Origin of the sequence: Streptomyces sp. SCSIO ZS0520, assembly GCF_025643355.1 — a bacterium.
Classification (GTDB): Bacteria; Actinomycetota; Actinomycetes; order Streptomycetales; family Streptomycetaceae; genus Streptomyces; species Streptomyces physcomitrii.
On sequence record NZ_CP092644.1, the window covers coordinates 2,839,442 to 2,856,514 of the forward strand.

The window sequence follows — 17,073 nt, forward strand, 5'->3', positions numbered from 1 at the left end:
ACCTCGCAGAAGCCCTTGCCGCCGTCGTCCACGCGGGCGTAGACCAGACCGTTACGGGACAACGGCTCGCCGTCACGCGCGGACGCGCGTGCAGATCATGAAGACACGGGGCACAATGCGCACTCTTCGACAGGCACGACACACCGGCCGCGGCCGCATCACCGCCAGAGCCGCGGCGGCGGTCCTCGCCGGCTCGCTCGCCCTCACGCTCAGCGCGTGCGGCGGCGACGACAGCGACGACAAGGCGGACAAGGGCGAGAAGGACAGCGCCCCCAGCGTGCAGCTGCCCAAGCTGGACGGCGAGAAGCTCCAGGTCGCCGCGGTGTGGACCGGTGCCGAGCAGGCCAACTTCAAGAAGGTGCTCGGGGAGTTCGAGAAGCGCACCGGCGCGGAGGTCACCTTCGTACCGGCGCAGGACCCCATCATCAACTTCCTCGGCTCGAAGATAGCCGGTGGCTCCCCGCCGGACATCGCGATGCTGCCGCAGGTCGGCGCCATCCAGCAGGCCGTGGACAAGAAGTGGGCCAAGCCCGCGGGGCCCGAGGCGGTCAAGCAGCTCGCCAAGAACTACAGCAAGGGCTGGCAGGACCTCGGCAAGGTCGGCGGCAAGCAGTACGGCGTCTACTTCAAGGCCGCCAACAAGTCGCTGGTCTGGTACAACGCCAAGGTCTTCGAGAACGCGGGCGCCGAGGAGCCGAAGACCTGGAAGGACTTCCTGGGCACCGCGCAGACCGTCTACGACTCGGGCGTCACCCCGGTCTCGGTCGGTGGCGCGGACGGCTGGACCCTCACCGACTGGTTCGAGAACATCTACCTCTCGCAGGCGGGCCCGGAGAAGTACGACCAGCTCGCCACCCACAAGATCAAGTGGACCGACCCGTCCGTCAAGGACGCGCTGACCACGCTGGGTTCGCTGTTCGGCAAGAAGGACTACGTCGCGGGCGGCGCGGACGGCGCCCTGCAGACCGAGTTCCCGGCCTCCGTGACGCAGACCTTCACCGGCGGCGAGCAGCCGAAGGCGGGCATGGTCTTCGAGGGCGACTTCGTGGGCGTCAACATCGCCGACACCGAGGCCAAGGTCGGCACCGACGCGAAGGTCTTCCCCTTCCCGGCCGTCGGCGACGAGCCGCCGGTGGTCAGCGGCGGCGACGCGGCCGTACTGCTGAAGGAGTCGAAGGCCGGGCAGGCGCTGCTCACCTTCCTCGCCTCGCCGGACGCCGCGGAGATCTGGGCGAAGCAGGGCGGCTTCCTGTCGCCGGTCAAGAACGTCGACCTCGCCGCCTACCCGAACGAGGTGCAGCGCTCGATGGCGAAGGCGCTCATCGACGCGGGCGACGACTTCCGCTTCGACATGTCCGACCAGGCGCCGCAGTCCTTCGGCGGCACGCCCGGCAAGGGTGAGTGGAAGGCCCTCCAGGACTTCCTGAAGAACCCGAAGGACGTCAAGGGCACCCAGGAGACCCTGGAAGCCGGCGCCGCCAAGGCCTACAAGGACTGAGGGTGAAGTCGGCAGTGGCGGGAGGCGCCGAGGCGCCTCCCGCACCCCACGTGCGCAAGAGCGTGACGGGGACCCGCAAGAGCCTGGTGGTGCTTTTCCTGCTGCCCGCGCTCGTGCTCCTCGGCGCGCTCGTGGTCTACCCGATCGGGTACTCACTGGTCCACAGCTTCCTGGACCGGTCCGGAGACTCCTTCGTCGGCCTGGACAACTACCGGGAACTCTTCACCGACGACACCATCCTGACGGCACTGAAGAACAACCTGATCTGGGTGGCCCTCGCCCCGACGGTGGCCACCGTGCTCGGCCTGATCTTCGCGGTGCTCACCGAACGGGTGCGCTGGGCGACGGCGTTCAAGCTGATCATCTTCATGCCGATGGCGATCTCCATGCTCGCCTCCGGGATCATCTTCCGCCTCGTCTACGAGCAGGACCCGGAGAAGGGCGTCGCCAACGCGGTATGGGTCGGCGTCCACGACACCTTCCAGGAGTCCTCCGCCTTCCCCAAGGCGCACCCCGGCCGCGATTCGCCGCTGGTGCCCGAGAAGGGCGGCGCCTTCCTCACCAAGGAGCCGGTACGCGCGGGCCAGAGCGCCCTGCTGCCGCTGGTCGGTGTCGCCCCGGACGAGATGCCGGACGGCACCGAGCCCGCCAAGGCGGCCGGCACCGACCCGGGCAAGGTCACCGGCATCGCCTGGCAGGACTTCACCCGCGGCAAGGGCGCCGGAAAGCTCGGCGCGGTGGACACCACCGAGTCCGGCTACTCCGGGATGAAGGTCGAGGCGGTCGGCGCGGACGGCAAGGTGGTGGCCTCCACCACCACCGCGGGCGACGGCAGCTTCACCCTGCCGAAGGAGGCCGACGGCGCGAAACTGCGCCTGCCCGCCTCCAACTTCCGCGAGGCCTACAACGGCGTCGACTGGCTCGGCCCGTCCTTCGTCACCCCCGCCGTCATCGGCAGCTACGTATGGATGTGGGCCGGATTCGCGATGGTGCTCATCGCGGCCGGACTCGCGGGCGTGCCACGGGAGTTGCTGGAGGCGGCGCGGGTGGACGGCGCCAATGAGTGGCAGGTGTTCCGCCGGATCACCGTGCCGCTGCTGGCGCCGGTGCTCGCGGTCGTCCTGGTCACCCTGATGATCAACGTACTGAAGATCTTCGACCTGGTGTTCATCATCCCGCCGGGCTCCTCGCAGGACGACGCCAACGTGCTCGCCCTGCAGCTCTACCGCTCGGCCTTCTCCGACCAGCAACCCGGCATCGCGAGCGCCATCGCGGTCGTGCTGCTGCTGTTCGTGGTGCCGGTGATGCTCTTCAACATCCGGCGGCTGAAGCGGGAGGGACGGCGATGACCGCACAGACTGAAGTCCTCGAAGGCGCCCCCGTCGCCGAACGCAGCGGCCTGGCGAAGCCCTCAGTGGCCTCCCGGATCGCGGCCGCGGCGGGCGGCGGCTTCCTGCGGATCTTCCTGATCATGGTCGGCCTGCTCTGGCTGGCGCCCACGGTCGGGCTGCTGCTCGCCTCGCTGCGCACGCCCGAGGACACCGCCGACAGCGGCTGGTGGAACCTGATCGGCGAGCCCTCGCAGATCACCTTCGACAGCTACTCCAAGCTGCTCGACAACTCCCAGATCACCGACTCGCTGTGGAACACCCTGATCATCACGGTCCCGGCGACGCTGCTCGTCGTCGTGGTCGGCTCGCTCGCCGGGTACGCCTTCGCGTGGATGGACTTCCCCGGCCGGGACTGGTGGTTCCTCGGGGTGGTCGGTCTGCTCGTGGTGCCCGTCCAGGTCGCCCTGCTGCCGATCGCGCGGCTCTTCGGCGACCTCGGCATCTTCGGCTCGGTGTTCGGGGTGGTCCTCTTCCACACCGGCTTCGGCCTGCCGTTCGCGGTCTTCCTGCTGCGGAACTTCTTCGCGGAGATCCCCCGGGAACTCCTGGAGGCCGCCCGCCTCGACGGCGCCGGTGAGCTGCGGCTCTTCTTCCGCGTGGTGATGCCGCTCGGCGGACCGGCGATCGCCTCGCTGGGGATCTTCCAGTTCCTGTGGGTGTGGAACGACATGCTGGTCTCGCTGATCTTCGCGGACCCCGGCAACCAGCCGGTCACCGTGGCGCTGCAGACCCAGGTCCGCCAGTTCGGCAACAACATCGACGTCCTGGCACCGGGCGCCTTCATCTCCATGGTGATCCCGCTGGCGGTCTTCTTCGCCTTCCAGCGGCAGTTCGTCACCGGGGTCATGGCGGGCGCCGTCAAGTGACGCGGAGCACCGAGGAGGGCTGAGCACTCCCCCACCGCGGTACGGGAGGGGAGCGCTGAGCACTCCCCCGCCTCCGGGCGGGACAGCAGGGCACGGCAGAGGGGCGGACCGGTTCACCGGTCCGCCCCTCTGGTGTCGGTGGCATCGGCGGGGCCGCTCCCGCTACGCCGTTCGTCCGTGCGGGGCTCGCTCGTTCGGATGAGTACGGGGATGAGTACGCGGCCGTGAGGGACGGACCGGTCCGGCGTACGGGAGTAGCGGCCACCCCCGCCCCGAGCACGGCGAGCGCCCGCGCCCCGCTCACGCGCGGGCGCCCCCCTGAGCAGCGCACCCGCTCCGCCCGCACGCCCCCGGAGCACCCGGCGAGGGCCGTGAGCTGGCCCTTCACACAACCCCTTCCTCTGCTTGTCTTGTCGTACGTCCGCAGTTCGGGCACCTTTCAGCGCACCCGGCGCCCTCGCGGGGTGTGCCGCCCAGGGGGCCGGGCAGCCGCCGCCAGAGGTCCCGGCCCGGCCTCCGGCACCCGGGGCCTCCGCACACCGAACCCACGCCCACGGGACCCGCGCCGTCCGCCGCGGCCGGGGTCCCGGAACGGATCACCCACCGTCTGGAGTCCCGATGACCAGCGCCACCTCGGAGCTGCCGCGCCCCGCCTCCCTCGCGGAGGTGCAGGGCTGGTTCCGCCCGGTCGACCAGCAGCTCTTCGGCTGGTTCCTCTCCCGCCAGCTCGCCGCGGAAGAGCACGGCGACCTGCTCGAAATGGGCGCCTACCTCGGCAAGAGCGCCATCTTCCTGGCCGGCTACCTGCGCGAGGACGAGGCCTTCACGGTCTGCGACCTCTTCGACTCCCCGGCCCCGGACGCGGCCAACTCGAAGGAGATGACCAAGTCGTACGCGAGCCTGACCCGGCGCGCCTTCGAGGCCAACTACCTCTCCTTCCACGCCCGGCTCCCCCGGATCCTCCAGGCGCCGACCTCCGCCGTCCCCGCGCGGGTGGCCCCGGGCAGCTGCCGCTTCGTCCACATCGACGCCTCGCATCTGTACGAGCATGTGCACGGCGACATCGCCGCGGCCCGCGAGGCCCTGCGCCCCGAGGGCATCGTCGCCCTGGACGACTACCGCGCGGAGCACTGCCCCGGCGTCGCCTTCGCGACCTGGGAGGCGGTGGCGGTCGCCGGACTGCACCCGGTCTGCGTCAGCGGTACGAAGTTCTACGGGACCTGGGGCGACCCCGGGCCGGTACGCGAGGAACTCCTCGACTGGCTGCGGGGCCGCGGCGATCTGTGGCACGAGGTGCAGGGGCTCGGCACCGGCAGCCTGATCCGCATCGACGGCAGGAAGGCCGCCACCCCGGCGCACCCGCCCTCCCGCCACCGGGCCGCCGAACCGGCCCCGGCCCCGGCGGACACCGCGGCCCCGGCCGCTCCCCGCCGCACCCGGCGGGCCCGCGCCCTGGCCAAGGACGTCCTGCCGCCGATCGTGACGCGCGCGGTCCGGCGCCGGGGCCCGCGGTGAGGCCGACTACTCGATGACGAGGTCGACCGGGATGTTGCCCCGGGTCGCCTTGGAGTACGGGCAGACCTGGTGGGCCTTGTGGACGAGGTCCTCGCCCACGGAGTTGGACAGGTTCTCGGGCAGTTCGACGCGGAGGGTGACCTTGAGGGCGAAGCCGTCGCCGTCGTCGCCGATGCCCACCTCGGCGGTCACCGAGATCTCGCCGGTGTCGACCTTGGCCTGCCGTCCGACGAGGCCGAGGGCGCTCGCGTAGCAGGCCGCGTAGCCCGCGGCGAAGAGCTGCTCGGGGTTGGTGCCCTTGCCGTCACCGCCGAGCGCGGTCGGGAAGGCGAGCGGCAGGTCGATCTGACCGTCCGAGCTCACGGCCCGTCCGTCGCGGCCGTTGGCCGTCGCCACTGCGGTGTAGAGCGCGTCCATCGCGGGGTCTCCTCTGTTGGCTGGTCTGCTTGCGCGGTCGGTTCGCCGCCGCCGACTGGCCTGTGCGTTCCGTCAGTCGGCCTCTTCGTTCCGTTCGCGGGCGTCTCCGCCTCGCGTGCTCCAGTAGAGCACGCAATTAAGTTGTGCACAACTCAATCGTGCGTGGGATGTGCCGGGCTACCCTGGATCCATGACCGCGACGCCCCCTCCGACCCCCGCCCCGACCCCGTCCGGCTCCCCGGCCCCGTCCGGCTCCGCTGCCGGTCCGACGCTCTCCGAGGCCGTGCTCGCCGGCGAGCTGCCCGCCGGGGACATGCTCCGCCTCGACCGGCAGATCTGCTTCTCCCTGCACGCGGCCTCGCGCGCCTTCAACGGCGTCTACCGGGTACTCCTGAAGGACCTCGGCCTCACCTACCCGCAGTACCTGGTGATGCTGGTCCTGTGGGAGCGGGGCGAACTGCCGGTCAAGCGGCTCGGCGAGGAGCTGCGGCTCGACTCCGGCACCCTCTCGCCCCTGCTCAAGCGCCTGGAGGCGGCGGGTCTCGTCACCCGGCAGCGCAGCACCCGCGACGAGCGCTCCGTCGGCATCCGGCTCACCCCCGAGGGAGCCGCCCTGCGCGAACGGGCCCTGCGTGTCCCGCGCCGGATAGCCGGGGCCACCGGCTTCGGCCTGGAGGAACTGCGGGACCTGCGCGGCACCCTGGACCGCCTGATCGACGCGCTCGACCGGGTCGATCTGACCGGCCGCGACGAGGACGAGGCCGGGGAGAGCGGCACCGGCGAGAACGGCACCGCGGCTCGGACCGCCGAAGGCCAGGGCTGCGGCTGAGGCGGTCCGGGGCCACCGTCGCGCGCGTCCGGGACCAGGGCCGGGTGCCACGACGGCGGCTGCCGGGCGCCCCGAGGGCCACGGCCGAGCGCACCCGGGGCCACCCCGCACCAGGCCTGCCCGGCGGGCCGCGAACGGCGCCGAACCTGCCCCGTCTGGCACACTGCCCGGCGGAACGGTTGCCGGAGACGGCGGCACGCACAGCACAGCAGACGGACAGGCGGACGCAGAGCATGACCTGGCTGATCACCGGCGGGGCCGGTTACATCGGGGCGCACGTGGTGCGCGCCATGACCGCGGCGGGCGAGCAGGCCGTCGTCTACGACGACCTCTCCACCGGCTTGGCCGGCCGTCTCCCCGCCGAGGTGCCCCTCGTCGAGGGCTCGGTCCTCGACCACGACCTCCTGGAGCGCACCCTCGCCCGGCACCGGATCACCGGCGTGGTGCACCTGGCCGCGAGCAAGCAGGTCGGCGAGTCGGTGGAGCTGCCGCTGCACTACTACCGCACCAATGTCGAGGGCCTGCGCACGGTGCTCCAGGCCGTGACCGCGGCCGGTGTCCCCTCCTTCGTCTTCTCCTCCTCCGCCGCTGTCTACGGCATGCCGGACACCGGGGCCTCCGGTCTGGTCACCGAGGACACCCCCTGCCTGCCGATGTCCCCGTACGGCGAGACCAAGCTCGCCGGTGAGTGGCTGGTGCGGGCGACCGGCCGGGCCCATGGGCTGGCCACCGCGAACCTGCGCTACTTCAACGTCGCGGGCGCCGCCGCCCCGGAGCTGGCCGACACCGGCGTCTTCAACCTGATCCCGATGGTCTTCGAGAAGCTCACCGAGGGCACCGCCCCCCGCATCTTCGGCGACGACTACGCCACCCCGGACGGCACCTGCGTACGGGACTACATCCACGTCAGCGACCTGGCCGAGGCGCATGTGGCCGCCGCCCGGCGGCTCACCGCGAGCGCGCCCGGCTCCGACCTCACCCTCAACATCGGCCGCGGCGAAGGCGTTTCGGTGCGCGCCATGACCGAGCTGATCGGCGAGGTCACCGGCCACCGGCTCGCCCCCGAGGTCGCGCCCCGCCGCCCCGGCGACCCGGCCTCGGTGGTCGCCGCCGCCGACCGGGTCCACGCCGAGCTGGGCTGGAAGGCCCGCCACGACGTCCGGGACATGGTCACCTCCGCCTGGGCGGGCTGGCTGCACCGCCACCCGTAGGCGGCGGGGCCCCAGGCTCAGACGAAACAGGCCCCCGGCGCAGGCGGCACCGGCCCCGGGCTGCGGCGGCGCGGCCCGCGCCGGACGCCCGCGCTCAGGCCCCGGTGGCCCCGTCGAGGCACTCCCTGATCAGATCGGCGTGGCCGTTGTGCCGGGCGTACTCCTCGATCAGGTGGACCAGGATCCAGCGCAGCGAGACTCCCTCCTCTCCGAGGTACGCGGACTCGGGCGCGGGCGGTATGCCGGTGTCCTCCAGGAGGGCGGCGGCGGTGATCTCGCGGCTCCGGGCCACCTCGGCGCGCCAGGCGGCCAGCGCCTCCTCGATGCCCCGGTCCGGGCTCAGCGTGAAGGCGTCCGGGCCGCCCTCCTCGTACACCGGCGGCACCCGCAGACCGGCGAACACCCGCTGGAACCAGTTGCGTTCGATCTCGGCGAGGTGCTGGACAAGGCCGAGGAGCGTCATCGAGGAGGGCGGCACCGGGGCGAGCCGCAGCTGCGCGTCGTCCAGGCCCGCGCACTTGAGTTCCAGCGTGGCCCGGTGGAAGTCCAGCCAGCTCTCCAGGGTGGCGCGTTCACCGGCCCGTGGCGGCGGGACGGCGCGCCCGTCCGGGGTCGTACCCGTACTCATGTCCTGTACCTTTCACTCTTCCTTGCGCGCCAGTACGTAGGCGTGCGGGGTCCGTTCCGTCTCCTCCGGGGCGCGCACCAGGCTGGCGCGGACCGTGAATCCGGTACGGGTCAGCTGCTCGGTGAGGGCCTCGGGCGCGAGGCGGTGGAAGTCGAGCGCGACCGGGTGGCCGAAGGCCTCGGCGAAGTGGAGCGGCTCCTCCTGGCCTGTCTGGAAGGCGAGTTGGAGGTAGCCGCCCGGGGCGAGCACCCGGTGGAACTCGGCGAGGACGCCCGGCCGGTGCTCCGGCGGGATGTGGATCAGGGAGTACCAGGCGACGAGCCCGCCGAGACAGGCGTCCGGCAGGTCGAGCGCGGTCATCGTGCCCTCGGTGAAGCGGAGTCCGGGGTAGCTCCGCGAGGCCAGGGCGACCATCCCCGGGGCCAGGTCCACACCGGAGATGTCGAGGCCGAGCCCGTGCAGATAGGAGCTGACGTACCCGGGGCCACTGCCCACCTCGACCACCCTGGCGCCCCCGCGCGCCCGTATCCGCTCCGCGAAGGCGGTGAGCATCGCCCGCCCGTACGGCTCGCTCCCGAACTCCTCCAGGGCGTAGTCCAGGTAGGGCTCCGCGATGGCGCTGTAGGAGGTGCGGGTGGCCGTCGGATACAGCGGTTCAGGGGTCGGTGTCGCAGCGGGGTCGGCAGTCGGCGTCATGCGAGGAAACGTACGCGAGGCCACTGACATCGCCCCCCGTACGAGTGACGACGCCGGTGCCGCGCGGCCCCCGGACGCTCAGACGGCGCCGAGCCGCCCGCCCTTGACGCCCACGAGGAACGAGGCGAAGGCGTCGGCGCGCAGGCCTAGGACGGGGCCGGTGGGGGCCTTGGAATCACGGACGGCGATGACGGGGAACGGCGACTGACGAAGGTCGGCGACCTCGACGCACTGCTCTCCGGCACTGGAGTACGAAGACTTGAACCAGCGGGGAGATTCGGTAGCCATCGAGAACCCTTTCCTTAGCAATCGGCCCCGCCAACCCTCAACGTGCAAGCGTGGCGGGGCCGTTGTAGCGCTCGGTCAATCAGACGGTACCCAGCTGCCCAGCCTTGACGCCCGCCACGAACAACGAGAACGCGTCAACGTGAAGGCCCAGAACAGGACCGCTGAGGTTCTTGGAATCACGGACAGCGATAGCGGGGAAGGACGACCGGCGAAGGTCAGCCACCTCAACACAGTTGCCCTCACCACCGCTGTAGGAGGACTTGAACCAGCGAGGAGAATCGGCAGCCATCGAGAAACCCTTCCCTTGACAGCGGCCCCGCCACACCCCAACTAAGGGATAACGACGGGGCCGTTGTAACGCTCGGACGATCAGACGGTACCCAGCTGACCCGCCTTGATCCCCGCCACGAACGACGAGAACGCGTCAACGCGAAGACCCAGAATGGGGCCGGTGGGGGCCTTGGAGTCACGGATGGGGACCATGCCATGCGAAGCAACGAGGTTGGCGGCGATCTCGACGCACTGGCCCTCATTAGCGCCGCTGTACGACGACTTCCGCCAGTCGGCACCGGAGAGATCGGTCGCCCTCAGGCTCCTGTTGTTGGCCACTTCGGCTTTCCTTCCAGGTACTCGGTGATGAGGTCCCGTGACTCGTCCACGGGAAGCGCAGTGTCGGCAGCCGCCGTGAAGATCCGCTCCATGTAGCCGATTTCGACGGGATCTTCGCTGTGGGTGCCGCCCAGAGGATTGTCGATGCTGACCACTGGCACCCAAGGGTGGCTGAAGGTCAGGATCGTTGTCGCTCCGTTTGATCCGTGCGACGGATGGGCGGTGAGCGGGAGGATCTGCAATCTCACGTTGGGACGCTCAGACACGTCCAACAGCTTCCGAAGCTGATCCTTCATGACGCCAGGGCCGGACTCGATCGTGGCGTGAAACGCCGACTCAGGCACGAGCGCATGAAACTCGACTGGATTATCCGTGCGTGTGAGCACTTCCTGACGCGCCAGCCGGATCGAGACCAGGATCTCCGCCTGCTCAGGGCTGATCGCCGCGGATGGCCCTCCGATGATCTCTCGTAGATAGCCTGGAGTTTGAAGCAGCCCCGGGATCACAACAGGATGATGCATACGGATTTTGCTGGCACGTGATTCGAGCTGCACGAAGTCGATCAGGGGTTCAGATACCCGACTGTCATACGCCTTCCACCAGCCATGCGCTCCTCCGGCCGGCTCCTCCGCCACGCTGGCGACTTCCTCCACACCCTCGGGGTCCTCGACGCCGAGCTTGGCGGTGAAGGTGCGCACGTCGTCACCCGAGATGCGGTACAGCCCGCGCTCAATGCGGCTGAGCTTGGTGGTGTCCCAGCCCGGCATCAGCTTGGCGGCCTCGCCCGACTTCAACTCGCCGCGCCAGCGACGGATCTGAGCACCGACGCGACGCCGCATGATGGTCGGCGTCGCACGTTTCTGAGGCGACGACGCGCGGTTCTCGGTCATGGACGCAGTGTTGCACGTGCCTGACGCGCCCGACGATGGGGATGCCTGTTCGACTTCTTGCTAACTCGGCCATCCTTGTTGCAACCCAACCGCCAAAAGGAGCATGCTGAGTGCGGCAGAACATGTGACTGCGCATCAAGTCACACCTATGTCTTCACCCTGTGTGACACATGCCTGCTGAAGAGCGGCCGAAGTCTCTCCTGCGGGAGGACGACCGCGAGACCGCTCCCCATCCCTGCGCACCGCCGTCGCCTGATCCCGAGGGGTTGAGCCATGCCCGAAAGTGCCGTACCAGCTGCAACACCCGCCGCCGTGAAGGCGGTCTCCCACCAGTACCCCCGCCACCGCCGCAACGTCGCCCGTGCCCGCGACGCCCTGCGCCACCAGCTCGCCCTCTGGCAGGTGGACGGCGAAGTCACCGACACCGCCGTGCTGTTGCTCTCCGAGCTGGCCACCAACGCCCTCTGCGCCAAGACCCGCCCCGGGCACGAGATCCTGGTCCGCTTCGAGTTGAACGGGACCGAGCTGCGCCTCGAAGTCTCCGACGCGAGCGACGAGAAGCCCACGATGAGGGAGGCCGGACCAGAAGACGAGTCCGGCCGGGGCCTCGCCCTGGTGACCGCGCTCGCCGAGTCCTGGGGCGTCGCACCCCGCCTCGGAGTGGGCAAGACCGTATGGGCGCGCCTGCTGGTGAAGAAGGCGGCAACCGCGTGACGCTGCTGCACGAAGCTCCCTTACGAGACCAGGTCCGCGGCACCTACAGCGCCCGCCTCACCGCCCACACGCCCGGCGGCTCCTGGATACCGCTCGGTGAGCACCGCACCAACTCCCCCCGCTCGGCGCTGCGTTGGCTGCACGCCCGCGCGCAGCACGTCGCGGACCAGCTTCCCCCTCCCTGCGCCCGCCCCGTACGCGCCTGGGCGAACGACCCGGACGAACACAGCTGGGCCCTGGACTGCGTGGCCCTCGGGGAGCCCTATGTCTTCTGCGCCAGAGACGAGGACGGCACCCGCTACGTCTTCCTCACCCAGACCACCGCGCCTCAACTGCCGGGGCCCGTACGGAGGTTGCCCATCGCGGCCACCACCTGGGGAAGAGGCCTGCTCCGCCTCCGTACCGCCCCGGGCCTCACCGGGTCGGAGCCCGAGGGGTTCTGAGGGGGGCGGGACTCCTGCCGCCCGGTGCGGCACGGGAAGGGGGCGCCCCGCACCGGCTGGTGCGGGGCGCCCCCTTCCCGTGGCAACCGTCCGAGGGCGGCGGCCGTCGGCTAGCTGTGGGTCCGCAGCAAGGTGCGCATCGTCCGCATCGCCACCGAGAGGTTGGCCAGGTCGAAGGCGTCCGAGCTCTGGATCTCGTCCAGGGTGGTGCGGGCGCGGCCGAGGATGGCGGCGTTCTTCTCCTCCCAGGCCTTGAAGCGCTGCTCGGGGCTGGAGCCGCCGTTGCCCACGGCGAGCACGTCGGCGGTGAGCGCCGCGTGCGCCGCGTAGAGGTCCTCGCGGATGGAGGCGCGGGCCATGGACTGCCAGCGGTCCGTGCGGGGCAGCTCGATGATGCGGTCCATGAGCTGGCTGATCCGCAGCCGGTCCCCGAGGTCGTAGTAGACCTCCGCGACCGCCGACGGCTCCTTGCCCATCCGGTCGGCGATGGCCACGATGTCCAGCGTCGGGAAGGCCGCGGAGAATCCGGCCACCCGCTGGGCGAGTTCGTCGGGGACGCCGACCTCGGTGAGCTCCTCGCGGATGCGCTGGTACCACTCCTGGTCCGCGCCGCGCAGCAGCTTGGGCAGCTCGTCCCAGACCGCGGCGACGCCCTCGGCGAAGAAGTCCACGGTCTCCTGGAGCTGGAGCGGCTGCGGCCGGTTGTTGAGCAGCCAGCGGGTGCCGCGCTCCACCAGGCGCCGCGAGTGCAGCCGGATCCGGGTGAGGACATCGGCGTCCACGATGTTGTCGAGTCCCTCGACGGCGTCCCAGACCTCGGACATCCCGAAGATGGTGCGCGCCGCCAGCTGCGCCCGGACGATCTCCTCCAGGGAGGCGCCGGACTCCTCGCGCAGCCGGTGCAGGAAGGTCGAACCGCCGGTGTTGACCGTGTCGTTGACGAGGACCGTGGTGACGATCTCGCGGTGCAGGGCGTGCCCGTCGATCTGCTCGGGGAAGCGCTCGCGCAGCGCCGCCGGGAAGTAGGCGAGCAGCAGCCCGCGCAGATACGGGTCGTCCGGCAGCGTGGTGCGGATCAGCTCGTCCGCCGCGGTGATCTTGGTGTAGGCGAGGAGCACGCTCAGCTCGGGCTGGCTCAGGCCGCGACCGCCCGCGAGGCGTTCCTTGATCTGCCGGTCGGTGGGCAGGAACTCCAGGTCGCGGTCGAGGTGCCCGTCCCGCTCCAGGCGGCGCATGAAGCGCTGGTGGGCGTGGAGCAGCGAGGGCGACTGGGCCTCGGCGTTGGCGAGGGCGGTGTTCTGCGCGTAGTTGTTGCGCAGCACCAGCCTGCCGACCTCGTCGGTCATCTCGGCGAGCAGCTTGTTGCGCTGCTTGACGGTCATGTCGCCCTCGCCGACGACCGCGTTGAGCAGGATCTTGATGTTCACCTCGTGGTCGGAGGTGTCCACCCCGGCGCTGTTGTCGATGGCGTCGGTGTTGATCCGCCCGCCGCCGAGGGCGAACTCGATCCGGCCGAGCTGGGTCAGGCCCAGGTTGCCGCCCTCGCCGACGACCTTGGCGCGCAGGTCGGCGCCGTCCACCCGGATGGCGTCGTTGGCCTTGTCGCCGACGTCGGCGTTCGACTCCTGCGAGGACTTCACATACGTGCCGATGCCGCCGTTCCACAGCAGGTCGACCGGGGCCTGGAGGATGGCCCGCATCAGGTCGGCCGGGGTCATCTTGGCGACGCCCTTCTCGATGCCGAGGGCCTCCCGCACATGCGAGTTGAGCTGGATCGCCTTGGCGGAGCGGGGGAAGATCCCGCCGCCCGCGGAGAGCAGCTCGGTGTTGTAGTCCGCCCAGGAGCTGCGCGGCAGTTCGAACAGGCGGCGGCGCTCGGCGTAGGAGACGGCCACGTCCGGCTTCGGGTCGATGAAGATGTGCCGGTGGTCGAAGGCGGCGACCAGGCGGATGTGCTCGGAGAGCAGCATGCCGTTGCCGAAGACGTCGCCGCTCATGTCGCCGACGCCGACCGCGGTGAAGTCCTCGGTCTGGCTGTCGTGGCCCAGTTCGCGGAAGTGCCGCTTGACCGACTCCCAGGCGCCGCGGGCGGTGATGCCCATGCCCTTGTGGTCGTAGCCCGCGCTGCCGCCGGAGGCGAAGGCGTCACCGAGCCAGAATTCGTAGCTCTCGGCGACCTCGTTGGCGATGTCGGAGAAGGTGGCGGTGCCCTTGTCCGCGGCGACCACCAGATAGGTGTCGTCCTCGTCGTGGCGCACCACGTCCGCGGGCGGTACGACCTCGCCCGCGACCAGGTTGTCGGTGATGTCGAGCAGCGCCGAGATGAAGGTGCGGTAGCAGGCGATGCCCTCGGCGAGCCAGGCGTCCCGGTCCTCGGAGGGGTCCGGCAGCTGCTTGGCGACGAAGCCGCCCTTGGCGCCGACCGGCACGATGACGGTGTTCTTCACCATCTGCGCCTTGACCAGGCCGAGGATCTCGGTACGGAAGTCCTCACGCCGGTCGGACCAGCGCAGGCCGCCGCGCGCGACCTTGCCGAAGCGCAGGTGGACGCCCTCGACCCGCGGCGAGTACACCCAGATCTCGTAGGCGGGCCGCGGCGCGGGCAGGTCCGGGATGGCCTGCGGGTCGAACTTCATGGAGACGTAGTCGTGCGGGCTGCCGCCCTCGGTCTCCTGGAAGAAGTTGGTGCGCAGCGTCGCCTTGATGACGGTCAGGAAGGAGCGCAGGATGCGGTCCTCGTCCAGGCTGGCGACCTGGTCGAGGGCGCCGTCGAGTTCCTCCAGGAGGCCGTCGGTCAGCTCGGTGCCGGCCCGCTGGTGGTCGGGCGACATGCGCGCCTCGAAGAGGGAGACGAGCAGCCGGGTGGTGTGGACGTTGTTCTGGAGGGTGTCCTCCATGTAGTCCTGGCTGAAGGTGGAACCGGCCTGCCGCAGGTACTTGGCGTAGGCGCGCAGCACCATCGCCTGGCGCCAGCTCAGACCGGCGCGCAGGACCAGGGAGTTGAAGCCGTCGTTCTCGGCGTGCCCCTTCCAGGTCGCCTCGAAGGCCTCCTGGAAGCGGTCCCGGCCGTCGTCGCCGAGGTAGTCGCCGCTGGGGCCGGGCGCCTTCGGCATCCGCAGGCCGAAGTCGTAGATCCAGGCGTTGGGCCGGTCCGCGCAGCGCAGCTCGTAGGGGCGCTCGTCGGTGACCTCCACGCCGAGGCGCTGGAGCACCGGCAGCACCGCGGACAGCGAGACCTGGCCGCCCGCCCGGTAGATCTTGAAGCGGCGCTCGCCGGGCTGGGCGCCGACCGGCTCGTACAGCGAGAGGGCGAAGTCCTTGGCGCCGCTCTGGATCGCCTCCAGGTGCACCAGGTCGGCGACGCCGGAGCGCGGCGAGTGGTCGGCCTTGTAGCCCTCGGGGAAGGCACCGGCGTAGCGGCGGGCCAGCTCGGCGGCGCGCTCCTCGCCCAGTTCGGCGTAGAGGGCCTCGGTGAAGGCGTCCTGCCAGGAGCGGGCGGCCTCGACGAGGCGGGCCTCGATACGGTCCTTGTCGGCGTCGCTGAGCTGCGGCAGCTCCGTCCCGGTGGGCACCCGGATGACGAAGTGCAGCCGGGAGAGCACCGATTCGGTGTTCCAGGCGGTGAAGTCGACGCTGGTGCCGCCGAGTTCCTCCTTCAGGATGTCGATGATGCGCAGCCGTACGCCCGTGGTGTAGCGGTCGCGCGGGAGGTAGACCAGGGCCGAGTAGTAGCGCCCGTACTCGTCCTTGCGCAGGTAGAGCCGCAGGCGGCGGCGCTCCTGGAGGTAGAGGACGCTGGTGACGATGGCGCGCAGCTCGTCCGGCGGGGTCTGGAACAGCTCGTCGCGCGGATAGGTCTCCAGGATCTGCAGCAGGTCGCGGCCGTCGTGGCTGTTGGGCGAGAACCCGGCGCCGCGCAGCACCTCCTCGACCTTGCGGCGGATCACCGGCACCCGGCGCACCGACTCGGTGTAGGCGGCCGAGGAGAAGAGCCCGAGGAAGCGCCGCTCGCCGATGACATTGCCCTCGGCGTCGAACTTCTTCACGCCCACGTAGTCCAGGTACGAGGGCCGGTGCACGGTGGAGCGGCTGTTCGCCTTGGTCAGCACGAGCAGCTTGTGCTCGCGGGCCTTGGCCCGGGCGTCGGCGGGCAGGCGGCTGAAGGACGGGCTGACCGGGTGCTCCTCGCCGCTGTGGTGCGGGTCGGCGCGCAGGATGCCGAGGCCGGTGCCGGGGACGGCGGCGAGGGAGTCGTCCTCACGCAGCTCGTACTCGCGGTAGCCGAGGAAGGTGAAGTGATCGGCGGCGAGCCAGCGCAGCAGCTCGCGGGCCTCCTCGACCTCCTGGGCGGGCAGGTCGTCGGCGGTGGGCTCGCCGGGCAGCTCCTCGGCGATGCGCAGCGCGGCCTCGCGCATCTTCTCCCAGTCCTCGACGGCCTCCCGGGCGTCGGAGAGCACCCGCAGCAGGTCGGCGGTGATCTGCTTGAGGTCGGAGCGGTCGGTCTCGCGGTCCGTCTCGACGTGGATCCAGGACTCGATGAGCGCGTCGTGCGGCAGGCTGCCCCGGTCGCCGGCGGTGGCGGAGGTCAGCACCTCCAGGAGGCGGCCCGTGACGTCGCGGCGGACCACGATCTGCGGGTGGATGACGACATGGATGCCGCGGTGCTGGCGGGTCAGCTCGTTGGTGACGGAGTCCACGAGGAAGGGCATGTCGTCGGTGACGACCTCGACGACGCTGTGGCTGCAGGTCCAGCCGTTCTCTTCCACGGTCGGGGTGTGCACCCGGACGTTCGCGGTGCCCTGGGGGCGGTTCTCGGCCAGCCTGAGGTGCGAGAAGGCGGCGCCGAAGACGTCGTCCGGGTCGCGGCCGACGAAGTCCTCGGCCGCGGTGTGCAGGTAGTAGCGCTGGAGGAACGCGAGTACGGCAGCCTGGTCGGATTTCGCGCCCTGCGCCTCGGTCGGGAGGATCCCCCCGACCGGGCTGTTCTCAGCTACGCGCGCGGCCCTCTCGAGCAGCTCGGCCTTGGCTTCGTCCAGCTTGGTCTGCATTGTCCTCTGACTCCTGTCGCGCGCCATTGC

Annotated in this window: 16 protein-coding genes; 8 read left to right on the forward strand and 8 right to left on the reverse strand. The window is 70.6% G+C overall.

Features of this window, described 5'->3' with window-relative positions:
- Positions 1 to 115: 115 nt before the first annotated feature.
- The 4 genes from MID12_RS10635 to MID12_RS10650 all read left to right on the forward strand — a co-directional run bounded on the left by MID12_RS10635 (position 116) and on the right by MID12_RS10650 (position 5,270).
- Positions 116 to 1,498 (forward strand): ABC transporter substrate-binding protein, encoded by a 1,383-nt coding sequence (locus MID12_RS10635; RefSeq protein ID WP_040249317.1) that lies wholly within the window; start codon positions 116 to 118, stop codon positions 1,496 to 1,498.
- A 62-nt stretch (positions 1,499 to 1,560) separates the two neighbouring features.
- Positions 1,561 to 2,847, forward strand: coding sequence for an ABC transporter permease subunit (locus MID12_RS10640; protein WP_040256810.1), 1,287 nt, complete (start codon positions 1,561 to 1,563; stop codon positions 2,845 to 2,847).
- A complete protein-coding gene (locus MID12_RS10645; RefSeq protein WP_040249319.1) occupies positions 2,844 to 3,755 on the forward strand; it encodes a carbohydrate ABC transporter permease in 912 nt (303 codons plus the stop codon). Before MID12_RS10640 ends, MID12_RS10645 begins: the two co-directional genes overlap by 4 nt.
- Positions 3,756 to 4,373: 618 nt before the next feature.
- On the forward strand, positions 4,374 to 5,270 hold the full coding sequence (locus MID12_RS10650; RefSeq protein WP_263166442.1) for a class I SAM-dependent methyltransferase: 897 nt from the start codon (positions 4,374 to 4,376) through the stop codon (positions 5,268 to 5,270).
- 6 nt (positions 5,271 to 5,276) lie between these two features.
- Here MID12_RS10650 and MID12_RS10655 read toward each other — a convergent pair whose 3' ends face one another.
- Positions 5,277 to 5,687, reverse strand: coding sequence for an organic hydroperoxide resistance protein (locus MID12_RS10655; protein WP_040249325.1), 411 nt, complete (start codon positions 5,685 to 5,687; stop codon positions 5,277 to 5,279).
- A gap of 313 nt (positions 5,688 to 6,000) precedes the next feature.
- Here MID12_RS10655 and MID12_RS10660 point away from each other — a divergent pair, with 313 nt between their 5' ends.
- Positions 6,001 to 6,516, forward strand: coding sequence for a MarR family winged helix-turn-helix transcriptional regulator (locus tag MID12_RS10660; RefSeq protein ID WP_237283056.1), 516 nt, complete (start codon positions 6,001 to 6,003; stop codon positions 6,514 to 6,516).
- 233 nt (positions 6,517 to 6,749) lie between these two features.
- Positions 6,750 to 7,727, forward strand: coding sequence for a UDP-glucose 4-epimerase GalE (gene galE, locus MID12_RS10665; protein WP_263166444.1), 978 nt, complete (start codon positions 6,750 to 6,752; stop codon positions 7,725 to 7,727).
- A 94-nt stretch (positions 7,728 to 7,821) separates the two neighbouring features.
- Here galE and MID12_RS10670 read toward each other — a convergent pair whose 3' ends face one another.
- The 6 genes from MID12_RS10670 to MID12_RS10695 all read right to left on the reverse strand — a co-directional run bounded on the left by MID12_RS10670 (position 7,822) and on the right by MID12_RS10695 (position 10,838).
- The gene (locus MID12_RS10670) at positions 7,822 to 8,355 is read right to left on the reverse strand and encodes a DinB family protein (protein WP_078844886.1); all 534 of its coding nucleotides are present in this window, start codon (positions 8,353 to 8,355) and stop codon (positions 7,822 to 7,824) included.
- A gap of 12 nt (positions 8,356 to 8,367) precedes the next feature.
- Positions 8,368 to 9,051, reverse strand: coding sequence for a class I SAM-dependent methyltransferase (locus MID12_RS10675; RefSeq protein WP_263166446.1), 684 nt, complete (start codon positions 9,049 to 9,051; stop codon positions 8,368 to 8,370).
- Between the two features lie 78 nt (positions 9,052 to 9,129).
- Complete coding sequence (locus MID12_RS10680) at positions 9,130 to 9,339, reverse strand: DUF397 domain-containing protein (RefSeq protein WP_263166448.1); 210 nt, start codon at positions 9,337 to 9,339, stop codon at positions 9,130 to 9,132.
- A gap of 79 nt (positions 9,340 to 9,418) precedes the next feature.
- On the reverse strand, positions 9,419 to 9,628 hold the full coding sequence (locus MID12_RS10685) for a DUF397 domain-containing protein (RefSeq protein ID WP_078844887.1): 210 nt from the start codon (positions 9,626 to 9,628) through the stop codon (positions 9,419 to 9,421).
- 80 nt (positions 9,629 to 9,708) lie between these two features.
- Entirely contained in the window at positions 9,709 to 9,948 is a 240-nt protein-coding gene (locus MID12_RS10690) for a DUF397 domain-containing protein (RefSeq protein WP_167748042.1), read from the reverse strand.
- Positions 9,927 to 10,838: a helix-turn-helix domain-containing protein gene (locus MID12_RS10695; protein WP_222106682.1), complete on the reverse strand. Its 912-nt coding sequence runs from the start codon at positions 10,836 to 10,838 to the stop codon at positions 9,927 to 9,929. The genes MID12_RS10690 and MID12_RS10695 overlap by 22 nt, the downstream gene beginning before the upstream one ends.
- Before the next feature lie 273 nt (positions 10,839 to 11,111).
- On the opposite strand from MID12_RS10695, the gene MID12_RS10700 reads away from it, so the two are divergent.
- Entirely contained in the window at positions 11,112 to 11,552 is a 441-nt protein-coding gene (locus MID12_RS10700; protein WP_263166456.1) for an ATP-binding protein, read from the forward strand.
- A complete protein-coding gene (locus MID12_RS10705; protein ID WP_263166458.1) occupies positions 11,549 to 11,995 on the forward strand; it encodes a hypothetical protein in 447 nt (148 codons plus the stop codon). Before MID12_RS10700 ends, MID12_RS10705 begins: the two co-directional genes overlap by 4 nt.
- Positions 11,996 to 12,105: 110 nt before the next feature.
- Here the strand turns inward: MID12_RS10705 and MID12_RS10710 are convergent, their stop codons facing one another.
- Positions 12,106 to 17,043, reverse strand: coding sequence for an NAD-glutamate dehydrogenase (locus tag MID12_RS10710; RefSeq protein ID WP_263166460.1), 4,938 nt, complete (start codon positions 17,041 to 17,043; stop codon positions 12,106 to 12,108).
- Positions 17,044 to 17,073: the final 30 nt, after the last annotated feature.

What these genes read in the sequence shown, in the direction of transcription:
- MID12_RS10635 (WP_040249317.1), top strand. Translation starts at nt 116, where the DNA reads ATGCGCACTCTTCGACAGGCACGACACACCGGCCGCGGCCGCATCACC.
- MID12_RS10645 (WP_040249319.1), top strand. Translation starts at nt 2,844, where the DNA reads ATGACCGCACAGACTGAAGTCCTCGAAGGCGCCCCCGTCGCCGAACGC.
- MID12_RS10650 (WP_263166442.1), top strand. Translation starts at nt 4,374, where the DNA reads ATGACCAGCGCCACCTCGGAGCTGCCGCGCCCCGCCTCCCTCGCGGAG.
- MID12_RS10655 (WP_040249325.1), bottom strand. Translation starts at nt 5,687, where the DNA reads ATGGACGCGCTCTACACCGCAGTGGCGACGGCCAACGGCCGCGACGGA.
- MID12_RS10660 (WP_237283056.1), top strand. Translation starts at nt 6,001, where the DNA reads ATGCTCCGCCTCGACCGGCAGATCTGCTTCTCCCTGCACGCGGCCTCG.
- galE (WP_263166444.1), top strand. Translation starts at nt 6,750, where the DNA reads ATGACCTGGCTGATCACCGGCGGGGCCGGTTACATCGGGGCGCACGTG.
- MID12_RS10670 (WP_078844886.1), bottom strand. Translation starts at nt 8,355, where the DNA reads ATGAGTACGGGTACGACCCCGGACGGGCGCGCCGTCCCGCCGCCACGG.
- MID12_RS10675 (WP_263166446.1), bottom strand. Translation starts at nt 9,051, where the DNA reads ATGACGCCGACTGCCGACCCCGCTGCGACACCGACCCCTGAACCGCTG.
- MID12_RS10680 (WP_263166448.1), bottom strand. Translation starts at nt 9,339, where the DNA reads ATGGCTACCGAATCTCCCCGCTGGTTCAAGTCTTCGTACTCCAGTGCC.
- MID12_RS10685 (WP_078844887.1), bottom strand. Translation starts at nt 9,628, where the DNA reads ATGGCTGCCGATTCTCCTCGCTGGTTCAAGTCCTCCTACAGCGGTGGT.
- MID12_RS10695 (WP_222106682.1), bottom strand. Translation starts at nt 10,838, where the DNA reads ATGACCGAGAACCGCGCGTCGTCGCCTCAGAAACGTGCGACGCCGACC.
- MID12_RS10700 (WP_263166456.1), top strand. Translation starts at nt 11,112, where the DNA reads ATGCCCGAAAGTGCCGTACCAGCTGCAACACCCGCCGCCGTGAAGGCG.
- MID12_RS10710 (WP_263166460.1), bottom strand. Translation starts at nt 17,043, where the DNA reads ATGCAGACCAAGCTGGACGAAGCCAAGGCCGAGCTGCTCGAGAGGGCC.